Source organism: Lactobacillus sp. ESL0237, assembly GCF_003692985.1.
Taxonomy (GTDB): domain Bacteria; phylum Bacillota; class Bacilli; order Lactobacillales; family Lactobacillaceae; genus Lactobacillus; species Lactobacillus bombicola.
This window is the reverse complement of record NZ_REHE01000004.1, coordinates 45,548-59,258: the sequence shown is the minus strand read 5'-3', so window position 1 is coordinate 59,258 and position 13,711 is coordinate 45,548. Positions and strand designations below refer to the sequence as shown.

The following is a 13,711-nucleotide window of genomic DNA, read 5'->3' as shown; positions in this document are numbered from 1 at the left end:
TATCAGATGCTCTCGACTCTGTCAAGAACTTTTTTCTGACCCGCGCTGCCGCTTCTTTAAACAACAGCGCTTTTTATATTACTAAACTCAGTCGCTTTTGTCAACTGGTTTTTTATATCTTTTTTGCTTTATCGCAGTACTGTCTAGTACTCTCAAGCACAGATAATACTTTACTATTTTTGTTTTAATTAGTCAAATATTTTTTTAGTTCGTATATTAGTCTGATTATTTAATAAATCTACTTTTCTTTTTAAAATAAAAACTGATATTCCTGTAATTTATGAAAGCAATGTTCATTAATTATTCGTAATTTGTCCCTTTTCACTTTAAATTAACTATAAAAATTTATTTCAAAATAAATTTACCTTTAAATAAAAAGGCTACTCCTAATAATTAAAAAACTTTTAGGAGTAGCCTTGCTTTTAGATTAAGCTAGGATTTTTAGTAATTTTGGTCATACCGCCCATATATGGCACCAAAACTTCTGGTACTGTAACTGTACCGTCTTCATTTTGGTAGTTTTCTAAAATTGCCGCAACTGTTCGCCCAACTGCTAAACCAGAACCATTAAGTGTGTGTGCTAAATGAAGTTTACCATCTTCATCACGATAGCGAATTTGTGCTCGGCGCGCTTGAAAGTCTGTACAATTTGAACAACTTGAAATTTCACGATATTTATCCTGCGCTGGCATCCAAACTTCTAAGTCGTAAGTTTTTGCACTTGTAAAACTTGCATCACCCGTTGCAAGCGCAACCACATGATAAGGTAAGTTTAATTTTTGTAACAAATGTTCCGCATTAGCTGTTAGTTTATCCAGTTCTGCCCATGAATCTTCTTGTTTACAAATCTTTACCATTTCAACTTTTCTAAATTCATGCATTCTAATTAATCCACGTGTATCCCGTCCAGCTGAACCAGCTTCACTTCTAAAAGCAGGCGACATTGCTGTTACATTTATTGGTAATTTATCTTCGTGAATAATCTCGTCACGGAAATAATTAACTAAAGGAACTTCAGCTGTTGGAATCAATGTTAAATCTAATTGTTTTTCCGGATCATCATTATCAACAATTGTATAAACATCTTCACGGAATTTAGGGAACTGCCCGGTACCTTGCATTGATTCTTCATTAACTAAATATGGTGGAATCATTTCGGTATAGCCCGCCTTTATGTTTTCATCTAAAAAGAAATTGAAAACTGCACGTTCTAAAAGTGCTCCAGCCCCTTTATAATAAACAAAACGTGCTCCTGAAACTTTAGCTCCACGATCCCAATCCAAAATATCTAAATTAGTTCCTAATTCCCAATGAGCTTTTGGTGTAAAGGATAGCTCAGTTGGGTTATGCCATTTACGCACCTCTTGATTATAATCTTCATTAGGTCCGATTGGCGCAGAATCGTCTGGAAAATTAGGTAGACGAAGCAAAATATAATTTTGTTTTTTAGTCAATTCATTAACTTGTTCATCTAATTGCTTAATTTCATCACCAACTTGCCTCATTGCGGCAATTGCTTCAGTCGCATCTTCTTTATTTCGTTTAGCAGTAGCGATTTGTTTGGACACTTGGTTACGCTTTGCCTTTAATTGTTCACTTTGATTCAAGTCCTCACGACGTTCTTGGTCAATAGCAATTAAATCGTCCAATTCTGCTGGCTTAACACCACGTCTAGCCAGCTTATCTTTTGCCCAATCTAAATTATCACGTATCACTTTGATATCTAACATAATTTTCCCTCCATAAAAAAGAGCTGATTCATCCCTAAATTGGGACGAATCAGCTCAATACATGTCTTCGCGGTGCCACCCAGTTTCAATTGCATTAGCAACTGCACTTAATTAAAATGGCGATAACGGTGCCCTTTTCCGTGTAACTCTTAATTACCCACATCATTGAAGTCTGGAAACGACAGTTATTCGCTTTCACCACAACGCAAACTCTCTAAAAACCATCTTAGGACTCCGTGTTTGTGTTTATTTTAAGCTATTCTGCTTCTTTACGCAAATAGTAATTATTTGTAATTTTAAATTTTTATACTTGTCATATATTACTGCCCTTTAATAACTTAGATAGTTAAAAGAACTATTAACTCAAATCAATTCAACTCAGTCTTAAGCCACTCTGCTTTTTTAAGTAAAAAATATTTTTCTTTGTACGTAAATAAAGGATTAATTTTATTCAAATCAATTTCATACTGATAATGAAAGCCCAAACGCTTAAGTAAATTTTGTGATTTTACATTATTTGTAAATGTACCTGCCCAAATTTCTTCTTGCCTAAGTTGATTAAAAGCCAAGTCAAATAACATCGTCAATGCTTCAGTCATATAGCCATGTCCAGTATATTCTTTATCCAATAAAAAGCCGACCTCTTTTGTCTTTAACAAATCAGCTTCATTAGTTCCTCGTTCATATAATTCAGCCAAACCAATTAATTGCTTGCCTTGCCTCAAACAAATTCCATAGCTATATTGCCGATTAATGTATTGGTTAACTGCTACTCGGGCCTGCTTTAAGTCTTGATAAGATTGAAAGCCAGCCGCATCTTGATAATATTGATCTTGACCCCACTTTAAAATTGTCGGTGCATCTGTTAGTTCAAACGAACGTAAATAAACTCTGTTAGCCATCACTTACCAACCAGTTTTAAAAGCCAATCCATCCCAAACATTAAAGCAAAGCTATAAGCAGCTATAGTCCAAGGTTTACCTAAAACTATAATCCAAAAATAAGTTGAAAACTTCATTTCAGTTAATCCGGCAAGTAAACAAAGAACATCGTCAGGGGCCATCGGGGCAACAATACAAATACCAAAGAACCAATTAAACTTGCGTTGGTTTTCTGTCCATTTAATATATTTATCAAAAGTCTTTTCTGAAACAATATGTAAAATAAACGGTTTACCATAAAATCTGGCTAAAAAAAAGTCAATGATTGATCCGATACAAACACCAACATAATTATAAATAAACCCTGCAAGTGGACCAAAAAAGACCACACCACCTAAAAGTGATACACCTCCAGGAATTATTGGGAAAACAACTTGCATAATTTGAATTAAAACAAAAATTATCGGTCCACTGATTCTTTTATCAGCTAAATATGCTTTCATTTTAGCTTGACTAGTAAAAATTCCTAAGCGATACCAATAAATACACAAAAGAATAATAACAATCGCACTGACAATGGTCAGAATATTAATCAATCTTCGACTGGCTTTAGCTGACAAATGCATAATTTACCTCCATTTATTAGTTCTCATTCTACCAAAAAACTAATCTAATTGATTCATTTTTAGTTAATTAAGGATAATGTTTTAAAGATTTTAAAGATTTGGCTTAAATAGCTATTGTAATTATATTCTAAACAATTATATACATGTTATACAATATATTGGGAGGTTATAATATGACTCAAATTCTAAATAATCTTATTTACGATAACTCAAAAAAATTAACTGTTGACCTTTATATACCAGAAATGCCCGTTACAAACAAAATTTTGATTTTTTGGCATGGTGGAGGTTGGTTTCGCGGCGATAAAAGCGAACTAAAACTATTATGTCTTAAAGTAGCAACACACGGATTTTTAGTATTTGCACCAAATTATTCACTTGCGCCGGCATCTACTTTCCCCACTGCTCACACTGATAGCAACAAGTTTGTTAAATGGCTATTTAATAGCAAATATACCAATTCAGACACAACCATTACACAAATAGGCGCAAGTAGTGGTGGCACAATTGCACTTTATCTAGCTGGTAAATACGGCTTCCCAACTGTTACTTGGTCAGCACCAGTCAGCTATTCTTCTTGGATAAAAAATCATCCCAAAGTCAAGCCGGCAAAAAATGCCCAAAAAGAACTGGGTTTAACAACACTAAACGATATTAATGATGCTTTTTACAAATTTTTCACCCTAACATATGCAGGATCAAGTGATACAACCGTCCTGCAAAAGCTTGATGCTGCATCATACAATTACCAAAATTTACATCAATTATTAATGATTAATTCAACTACGGAATTAGTTGCAACCCAAGACTTACTTGATTTTATTGCAACTTTAGCCCAACAAAATCATGGTATAGATCTTAAATTGATAGCTGGCTCTAAGCATGCTATGTCCTATTCAAAACAATATCTTGATGAATCAATTAACTATTTAATCAAAATCACTGAATAATTTCTTGTAATTACACCGTACCTTTAGCTTGAAAGCGATTTATAATATGTTAAAAAGTATAATTAAAATTAAGGAGATAATTATGGCTAAATATCAATCAATTAATCCATATACTAATGAAGTCTTGGCAACATTTAGCAACCCTACAGCAGAGCAAGTTGAGGATGCTATTAGTTTGGCTCATGCTTTATACCAAAAATGGCGTCACGAAGCACCAAGCAGTCGAGCAAAAACTTTACATGAAATTGCTAATAATTTATATAAAAAGCAAAAATTAATGGCCGAAATTATGACCCAGGAAATGGGAAAATTAATCACTGAAGCCAATCATGAAGTTAAACTCTGCGCTAAAATATGTGATTACTATGCCGAGCATGGTGCTGAGATGCTTAACCCCGAACCCATTAATTCTAATCTGGGCCAAGCCTATTATTTAAAGCAAGCAACTGGAGTTGTCTTGGCTTGTGAACCATGGAACTTTCCACTTTACCAAGTAATTCGGGTTTTTGCTCCTAACTTTGTAGTTGGTAACCCGATTATACTTAAGCATGCCCACAATGTACCACAATCTGCTGCTTTAATTGAAAAAATTATTAAACAGGCTGGCGCACCTGAAGGTAGTTTGATCAATCTTTATCTAAATTATGATCAATTAAATAAAGTTATGGCTGATTCACGTATTCAAGGCGTTGCTTTAACTGGTTCAGAACGTGGCGGAGCTGCAGTCGCTGAAAATGCTGGTAAAAATTTAAAAAAAGCCACTATGGAACTTGGAGGTAACGATGCCTTTATTGTACTAGAAGATGCTGATTCAAAAATTTTAAAACAATTACTTTACTCGGCTAGAACCTATAATACCGGCCAAGTATGCACTTCTTCCAAAAGAATTATCGCTGTTAAGTCTAAATATAAAGAGGTTTTAGCTCAATTAAAGGATGCCTTCTCAAGCTTATCTGCTGGTGATCCATTAGATAGTAAAACAACTTTAGCGCCAATGAACTCATACATCGCTAAAGAAAAATTAACTAGTCAAGTTGAAGAAGCAGTTGCTAATGGCGCTAAAATTTTTTATCAATATCCAGAAATAAATTCAACCGGTGCCTTTTTCAGGCCAATCATCCTAACCAATGTCACCAAAAATAATCCAGCATACGATCAGGAATTTTTTGGTCCCGTGGCAATTGTGTATGAAGTTAACGATGAAGCTGAAGCAATTGCTTTAGCAAACGACTCAAGTTATGGGCTTGGTTCATCTATTATTAGTAAAAACACTGACCATGCCCGTAGCGTTGCCGCACAAATCGAAACTGGAATGACCGTGATCAACGGAACTTGGATTAGTTCAGGTGAATTGCCTTTTGGTGGTATTAAAAAATCAGGCTATGGTCGTGAACTTAGCAATTTAGGTTTGCTAGCCTTTGTTAACGAACACTTAGTTATCGATATGCCGGCAAAATAATTAACAATAATAAAAAGCAGGACGCATAGTCCTGCTTTTTTATTACCGCAATTTTTCTCTTATCAAATTATAACCTGTTAAAAAAGTTGTCATAATACTGGATAAAATCAAAAAATACGTCGAGGTACCAACCGAAACAGCATAAAGCAAAAATTCATTAGTAATATTTTTCAAAAGTCCCTTACCTGCAACACTAATACTAGAAAGTCTAATAATCAAATAAATTAAGAAAATTGATTCAAGTAAAGATAAACTGAATGCTAATAAACGTCTTTTCCTGTTGTCTTTCAAGGTACTGTAAATAATACTCAATGGAATTAAAACAATTAATAACCAAATTAAACAAAGTAATACACCTGAAAGTCTTGTCTCACCTGAAGAAAATAGATGCCCTGCTAACCGAAAAATAACCCGCGTAATTGACATTTTTCCCGTATAAGTAACATCGGATATCGAAGCACCTGAGCCAGCAAACATTACAATTAAATTAATTACGGCCATTAAAATAACTAAAAGTTGGCTATAACCGTAATGTTGCTTACTAAAGGCCTCTTGGTTTGCTTGTTGTCCTCTATTTTTTATAACCTTTCGTTTGGAATTTGCAACACTATTAAAGGTATTAGAAAATATTTGATTGACTTTTTCAGTTAGGCGCCGATCAACAGTGTAGCGCTCAATTTTTTCACTACGGATACAAACTACATAAAGCCAGACTAATAAAGCAAAAAAGCAAATCCAACCGATACTGCGTGAAAAGCTCATAAGTATTAATAATATAATTCCTAAAAGCATGACTATCATACTATTGACGCGTAACCATTCTAACATCTTTTGCACAACTAGATTTTGTTTTTGGGGATAAAATTCTTGCCGGTATAATTTGCGACTAGCAATTCTTTCACCAGTTTTATCATTTTCATAATTTGCTTGTAAATGTTTATCAGTAAAAAAAGTATCCCGATATTTTTGTAAATCAAAATGACATTTAGGACAAATTTTATCATTATCAGTAATTGGTCGATTACAATTTGGACAAGTAGTCATAACACGCACCCTTTTGTACATAATATTTGTTACCTTTATCATAAAACAAAAAGTACAATAAAGAAAATTTCTTTATCGTACTTTTTTACTTAATTTAATAATTCCTACTTCTCAAAAGACTTGGTTAAATTAATCCTTTACCCGTCTATTCTTTTTCATTGAAATTCCTTCATAAGTCAACTTAACTGCAGCAGACAAAGTGATTGGCATAATAAAGACCAAAATGATCAAACCAATGATTACAGTTAAAGCAACTTCGATTAAAGTTGGTATACCAGATGGAATTAATGCCGCAAAAGTACCGCCAAGAATAATTGCAGCAGAAATAACAACTGTTCCAATAATTCCACAAGCTTTAAGCATGCGGTCACTAGGTCTATTACCCTCCAGAGCACGGTAACGTGTCATCAAGAAAATGCTATAATCAACACCCAGAGCAATCAAAAGAATGAACCCAAAGAATGGCGTATTCCAAGTTATCATGTCTTTATTTAGAACTGCTTTAACTACCCATTCACTAATTGATAATGAGCAGAAGTAAGCAATCAATAATGTGCCCAAAATATAAATCGGTTGTAACAAAGATCTAGTTACAAAAATCAGGGCAATCCCAATTCCAATCAGCATAATAGCTGCTGTTCTAATGAAATCTTTATTAGCAACTTCCTTAACGTCAGCAATTTTTGAGCTTTCGCCGCCCATTGCCACTACTGCATTTTTAAGGCGCGTTCCAGCAAATGATTTTTCAGCCATTAAACTTAAATCTTGGGCTTTTTTAGTTGCTTCAGTGCCACTTGGATTAGACTTAAAGACGATCATTAACATTGCTGATTTTTTGTCAGGACTAAGATAATTTTTAATTGACGTTTGGAAAGTATCGTTTTTAATAAATTCCTTGGGAATATAAAAGGTATCTGCTGCAGACGAACTCGCTAGTCCAGTCAAGTAAGTAGCACCCTGGCCTAAGCCACTGTTAACTTCATCAACACCATTAGTAATCTTAGGGGTACTTGAAGCTAATTGGTTAGCTCCAGAATCTAATTGACCAACACTTGAATGTAATTGACCAATTCCACCATTTAAAGTGGTAGCTCCGGTATTAAGTTGACCAGAAGCCGAGGCTAAACGTCCAACACCAGACTGTAATTGACCCATTTGTCCGGAAACATCTGGCATTGAAGCTGAAGCTTGCGCCCATGATTTTTCAAGAGCAGCACCTGCAGCTTGCATAGCAGCCATTTTTTGCTGTGCTGTTAAGCCAGGTAAGCTACCAATGCTTTTAGATAAATTGGCCTTATAGCTTTGCTCTAAGGTCGCTTTAGTCTGTTGTTGCGCACCTTCTAGTCCTTGCGTCCCACTTTGTAATTGAGAATTCAACTGATTAAGACCGCTACTCATTTGCGCAGTACCAGTCTGCAATTGACCAGCTCCACTTTGAAGTTGACCAGTACCAGTTTGCAATTGACTGGTCCCATTAGCTAATTGGCTAGCCCCAGCAGAAACTTTTTTTGATGCTTGACTCAATTTACCTAAACCAGCACGTGCCTGATCAACCCCTTGATTAACAGTATCCAACTGGTTCTTTACATATAACTGATCTATACTTTCGCCATACGGTTGGGTAACCGAGGTTACAAAAGATACATCTTTTGAAGCCTGTAATTGCCTAGTTAACTGATCTAACAGGCGCAAATCTGCTTCATTATCTAATCGATGCTTACTCTTAATATAAAGAACCGATGGCTCAGCCATTCCCTTAGAAAAGTCTTTTTCAACAACTAGCATTCCAGCCTTAGCTGGAACGCTATTTTCAATTTCATCAGTATCATCGTAATTCAAATTGCCCGAGTACATTAAAGCAAAAGGAGTAACTACTACTGCTAAAACAAGTAAATAAATAATTGGATGGGCTAACGTTCCTTTAGAAATACCATGCCATAACTTATCTTCATGTTCACCAGTAAACTGCTTTACTGGCCAAAACATTTTTTTGCCTAAAACCGCCATAAAGAATGGATTTAACGTTAACAAAACGATTAATAAGACAGCGACCCCAACTGCAACTCCAACCGCAGACTGATAAATAGAAAAATTAGCTAAACTTAAGGCAGAAAAGCCGATTAAAATTGATGATCCCGAATATAAAATTGTTTTACCAGCAACTTTTAGCGCATTTTTCATCGCTTCATAACGGTTTAGACCCAAACCCAAATCTTCTTTAAACTTATCATAGAGTAAAATATTGTAGTCTGTACCTATTCCAAATAAAACAATAATCATAAAGACTTGTGTAAAATTCGAGAATGGGAAATTTTGATATTTGACTAAGTTAGTTACAATTGAAAAAGAAGTAATAAAGGATACGCCAACTGTTAATAATGAGATTAACGGTACAATTGGTGACCTAAAGACAATAATCAACACGATAAAAATAAAGACAATCGTAATTGCTTCAGTCTTTTTAATTCCTTCTTGAATCGAATTAGAAAAAGCATTTTGTAAGACATCTGCACCAGTGATATAAGTTCTAACGCCATTAGTCTTAACTGCACTAGTCAATTCTTTTTCTACTTCATTAATTGGCGCGTGATTTTTAGCAACATTAATCTGCATAATCCAAGTTTTATTATTCTTAGACTTCAGTTTATTCTTAGTTGCAATGTTATCATCAGGAGCCAATATTTGCTTAATACCATAGTCATCCTGGTTGTTTTTAAGCTTGGCTACAGTTTGATTAATCGCATTTTTATCATCCGCTGATATCGTGCCCTTCTTTTTATTGAAAACAACCGCAATTTGATAGGTATTTTTTTGTTTTGGACCCCAGTCATTCTGAATTGATTGAGCTACTTCACTTTGAACGTCTTGTGGCAGGGAAACATTCGAGTGCTCGCGCGTTAACCCAGTAATATCTGGCAAAGCCACAACAGAAATAATTAAAATTAAAATCCATGCAATTAATGAAAAAATATGATTTTTTAGTAGTTTTTGCACTCTACTTTTCCTTTCTAATTTTGTAAAATATTTTTCGGCTGAACTAACTGTAAAACTAATTCATGATAACCTTGATCAGCTTGGGCACTAGTTTCACCAACAAACGATGCCGAAACATCCAGAAAAACATAACCCAAAACTGCGCCAATTAAAGAATGGAGTGAAACTGTACTGTCACTGCGTAAATGTAATTTATCAGCCAATGCAATTACATTCATAATTTCTTGTGTAATCGCATCGTCTTGTTGATATTCATTCAAATGATACAAGATACTAAATAGTGCTGGGTCATTTAAAATAAAGTTGCGAATAATATCAGCAAATTTAAGCAATGCTTCCTTACCCGATAGACCTATTAAACTATCTGTTAACACAGTAATCATAACTTTAATTCGGTTCGCACCAACTAAAGATAACAATTGCTTACGTCCTGATACATAGTGATACAAAGATTGTGAACGAACACCTAATTCATTAGCTAAATTAGGTAAGGTAGTAGCAGATAGACCTCGCTGAGCAATTAATTCAGTTGCCTTAGCAATTATTTTATCCAGGTCAAGACTTCTTTTTTTTACCAATTTCACTCCTCCTTTTACGGCATAGTGAATAATATAGCACTACACATTGAAGAATACAATCTACAAGCTGTAAATTATTTTTAAGATCCTTAATAACATAAAAAAGAATTCAAAAACTGAATTCTTTTTTATTAAACTATTTAAAAAATTTATTAACTACTTTACCTAACTGACTAAAATTATGATCACTATTACTTAAAATAGCCATACAGTATGTATGCCCACCCATTTGAATCAGAGCAACATTAGCTTTTTTGTCACCGATAGCATAAATTAAGCCACTACCTGTTGGTCCAATTTTGGGCTTATTTTTAACTGAACTTAAGACACCTAAAACCCGGTTAGAGTATTGCCTATTCAAGGTCTTATTTTGATAAAGATTTATCATAATTTGAGCCAGATCTTTAGCTGTGGTTATTGCAACAAACTTGGGTTTCACTTTAGTATCCACTAAACCCATTTTTTTGATAACAAAATTAACTTGGGTTAGTTTTACCTTTCTTAAAAGTACATTAGTGGCTGTTTGACTGCCATTCATCATTGCCTGTCTTAAATAGGTAATGCCATAGCCGATTCCTGGTTGCAATATTTTTTCATCTTTTACCACATCTGCTTTCTTTACCTTAATAACCGTTTTACTAGATAATTTATGGTGTTGCTCTTGATAATAAATAGTTAATAATAAAAACAAGCGACTAACCGAATTAACACTGTGGGCCTTGGAAATGTTAGCAACTTGAGCAAATTGATTATTATTAAGATCCTTTAAATAAACTTGGTAACTTTGCTTTTTACCCATTGTCTGCTTTATTTTTTTAGCCCAGACCAGCTTACTACCACCCGTAATCTTAACTTCGCGCGGATATTCTATTTCTGCAGTATGTGGTTCTTTTATCGACTTAGACTTATTACCATTTCTTTTTTGACTTTGTCCAATAATTTTAATATCTGCATTTTTAGTTTGTTTTAAATTAACAGTATAAAGCATAAAGGCTAGTAAAGTTGTAATAATTGATCCAACAAATACTTTATTTTTCATAAATTTACCTCAATTTAGAAAAAATGATGACGTTTCATTAGAACAATTAGCCAAACCATCAATAAAACTGTCAATACGATAATTATTACCCAGTCCAAAGAACTATGCCCTACTGGTAAACTGACATTCATGCCATAAAAGCCCGTTAAAATTGTTGGAATCGTTAAAACTAATGACCAGACAGTTAAAAACTTCATCGTATCATTTAAATTATTATTCATCATATTATTGGATGTAGCTGACAAAGTTTTTGTTACTTGCTGCGAAATTTTAACCATTTCGGCGGCTTGATTTGATTCAATTAAAACATCGTCAAGACTTTCGCGTGCTTTTTTAGTGAAATCTAATTCTGATAATTTTAAGCTATGAATCATCATTGAATTAGTTTGGATTGAACTAGATAAATAGACTAAACTCTTTTCAATATTTGATAATTCCACTAAGTCCTTGTTATTAATATCTCCTGATAATTTTTTATCAAGACTATTGCGCTCATCATCAAGCTGCGTGATTGCTCTTTGAAAATATTGTGTGGCATATAACATAAATTTCATTAATAACTCAGTCACATCTTGAGAATTGGATAATTCTCGTCGCATTGCATAATCATTAAATTCGTCAAATACATAACCAGTTGCTTCAGTATGGAAAGTAAAAATATTTTCTCCAGATACTAAAAAAGTAATGGGATGCGCCGTAAAATGTTTAATTACTTGCGTAGGCCAAATTGGTACGTCATAGATTAATAAATGGATTTTTGTATAAGTGTCGTAGTCATAATGTGGTCGCTCATGCCGATCAGAAATATATGAAATCATATCAGAAGTAAAATTGAAATCATCTTGTAGCTTTTCACTATCATCTTCACTTAAATTATTGATATCAAACCATTTATATTTAGTTGCTACTGGAAATTTTTGCTCTTTTATCATTTTTCACCCCTGGCTATTTAGTTAAGCAATTAGTAGATTTTTATAACAATATTATCTTACCATTCAAGTAAAAAAACACTAAATAAAAAACAGGCATTAGCCTGCTTTTTATTGCTGCCAAGCAGCATTAAATTTGATTTTACCGGTTCTAATAGTCTGTTCAACATTTCGATTTTTTTGACCAGCAACTAAAATCGATTGCATAATTGGTGTTAACTGACCAAAAGTTGCATTTGCATTTTTAATTACAGGAACACTATATAAGGAGTTGGTATTCATAAGCTCATTTAAATGAGCTGGTAATTTAAATTCACTATTAGCTTGATAGCTATCAGCCTGAACCGCCTTTTGATTAACTGGAATATATCCAGTTGCTTTAGCCCATTTTAATTGGCTATTTTTAGCAGTTAAAAACTTCATAAATTTAAAGGCGGCTGCTTTTTGCATTGCACTAGCACGGCTGAACATATAAATATCTGTTCCTTGCTGCAAAGTATACTTTCCCGGCCGAGCTGCTATATCATAGGTTAAACCCTTTTTACTAGCCTGCTTAATCCAAGTTTCCGTAGATGATGATGTTATCAGCATTGCCAATTTTTGATTAGCAAACGGAATATATAGATACTTATCCGAACCGGGCATTCTAAAATAACCCTCTTTTTCACCAGCAACAAAGTAATTGATAACTTTACTTGATTCTTTACCTGTAAAATCAATTTTACTTGAAAAAGCTTGTCCTTGATTTTTCATTCCTAATACATAGTAATTATTTAAATTATCAAAGCCTGCCCCAACAACTTGGTGGTGACTCTTTTCATAAACAGTCTGGGCAGCCTGCTTTAATTCAACCATCGTTGTTGGCACCTTATTAATGCCATATTGTTTCAGCAGTTTTGGATTATAGACAAGCACTTCAATTGATTTGTTAAATGGAATTCCATATTGGATGTTATTAATTTTGGCACTATCCAGTAATTCTGGCTTAATTTCAGAAGCTTGGCTACTGCCCCAACCAACATCTTTGTTATTTATATATGGAGCTAGATTCTGAAGCATTTTATTTTGGGCAGCGCTTTGTAACCAACCTGGATAGGCCTGAGTAATTGTTGGTAAATTTTTAGGAGATGGCAAAGTTGCCGTTAATTTAGCTTGCAAATCATCATAATTTCCTTGTTGTTCAAGTTTTATTTTTATTTGGGGATTCTTTTCTTCAAAATCCTGAACTAAACTTTTTAAAGTATTTTCTTGTGCTCCCTGCATCCCATGCCAAAAAGTTACCGTAGTCTTTTCTGTTATTTTCGGAATTTTATTGGAATCAACGGTTGAGGATGGCTTATTGCTTGAGCAAGCTGTAGTTACAAATAAAGCTAAATTAGCAACGATAAAAGTCGCTAGCTTTTTAGCAAAGTTCATATTATTTCCTCCAAAATTTATCTATATTTAATTAAACTTAGTAAAATCCAAGTCTTGTTTATTGT

Annotated in this window: 12 protein-coding genes; 3 read left to right on the top strand and 9 right to left on the bottom strand. The window is 33.9% G+C overall.

What is annotated here, in order from left to right; translation table 11 throughout:
- Positions 1-188: hypothetical protein (locus F5ESL0237_RS08510; protein ID WP_233551836.1), on the top strand; the 188-nt coding region annotated here is incomplete at its 5' end.
- A 234-nt stretch (positions 189-422) separates the two neighbouring features.
- On the opposite strand, the gene serS is transcribed toward F5ESL0237_RS08510, so the two are convergent.
- The 3 genes from serS to F5ESL0237_RS01135 form a co-directional block, all read right to left on the bottom strand.
- On the bottom strand, positions 423-1,730 hold the full coding sequence (gene serS / locus F5ESL0237_RS01145; RefSeq protein WP_122024410.1) for a serine--tRNA ligase: 1,308 nt from the start codon (positions 1,728-1,730) through the stop codon (positions 423-425).
- A 368-nt stretch (positions 1,731-2,098) separates the two neighbouring features.
- Positions 2,099-2,632, bottom strand: a complete 534-nt coding sequence (locus F5ESL0237_RS01140) for a GNAT family N-acetyltransferase (protein WP_122024409.1) — start codon at positions 2,630-2,632, stop codon at positions 2,099-2,101.
- Positions 2,632-3,237 (bottom strand): TVP38/TMEM64 family protein, encoded by a 606-nt coding sequence (locus F5ESL0237_RS01135; protein WP_182431376.1) that lies wholly within the window; start codon positions 3,235-3,237, stop codon positions 2,632-2,634. Before F5ESL0237_RS01135 ends, F5ESL0237_RS01140 begins: the two co-directional genes overlap by 1 nt.
- A gap of 173 nt (positions 3,238-3,410) precedes the next feature.
- Between F5ESL0237_RS01135 and F5ESL0237_RS01130 the strand changes: the two genes are divergently transcribed.
- On the top strand, positions 3,411-4,187 hold the full coding sequence (locus tag F5ESL0237_RS01130; protein WP_122021275.1) for an alpha/beta hydrolase fold domain-containing protein: 777 nt from the start codon (positions 3,411-3,413) through the stop codon (positions 4,185-4,187).
- Between the two features lie 82 nt (positions 4,188-4,269).
- Positions 4,270-5,646 (top strand): NAD-dependent succinate-semialdehyde dehydrogenase, encoded by a 1,377-nt coding sequence (locus F5ESL0237_RS01125; RefSeq protein ID WP_122024408.1) that lies wholly within the window; start codon positions 4,270-4,272, stop codon positions 5,644-5,646.
- A gap of 42 nt (positions 5,647-5,688) precedes the next feature.
- Here F5ESL0237_RS01125 and F5ESL0237_RS01120 read toward each other — a convergent pair whose 3' ends face one another.
- The 6 genes from F5ESL0237_RS01120 to F5ESL0237_RS01095 all read right to left on the bottom strand — a co-directional run bounded on the left by F5ESL0237_RS01120 (position 5,689) and on the right by F5ESL0237_RS01095 (position 13,646).
- Entirely contained in the window at positions 5,689-6,690 is a 1,002-nt protein-coding gene (locus F5ESL0237_RS01120; protein WP_122021273.1) for a zinc-ribbon domain-containing protein, read from the bottom strand.
- 129 nt (positions 6,691-6,819) lie between these two features.
- On the bottom strand, positions 6,820-9,684 hold the full coding sequence (locus F5ESL0237_RS01115) for an MMPL family transporter (protein ID WP_122024407.1): 2,865 nt from the start codon (positions 9,682-9,684) through the stop codon (positions 6,820-6,822).
- A 14-nt stretch (positions 9,685-9,698) separates the two neighbouring features.
- Entirely contained in the window at positions 9,699-10,262 is a 564-nt protein-coding gene (locus tag F5ESL0237_RS01110; RefSeq protein WP_122021271.1) for a TetR/AcrR family transcriptional regulator, read from the bottom strand.
- A 136-nt stretch (positions 10,263-10,398) separates the two neighbouring features.
- Positions 10,399-11,301: a serine hydrolase gene (locus F5ESL0237_RS01105; protein ID WP_122021270.1), complete on the bottom strand. Its 903-nt coding sequence runs from the start codon at positions 11,299-11,301 to the stop codon at positions 10,399-10,401.
- Positions 11,302-11,315: 14 nt separating this feature from the next.
- Positions 11,316-12,233: a magnesium transporter CorA family protein gene (locus F5ESL0237_RS01100; protein ID WP_090093670.1), complete on the bottom strand. Its 918-nt coding sequence runs from the start codon at positions 12,231-12,233 to the stop codon at positions 11,316-11,318.
- 108 nt (positions 12,234-12,341) lie between these two features.
- Positions 12,342-13,646: an extracellular solute-binding protein gene (locus F5ESL0237_RS01095; protein WP_122024406.1), complete on the bottom strand. Its 1,305-nt coding sequence runs from the start codon at positions 13,644-13,646 to the stop codon at positions 12,342-12,344.
- Positions 13,647-13,711 lie beyond the last annotated feature (65 nt).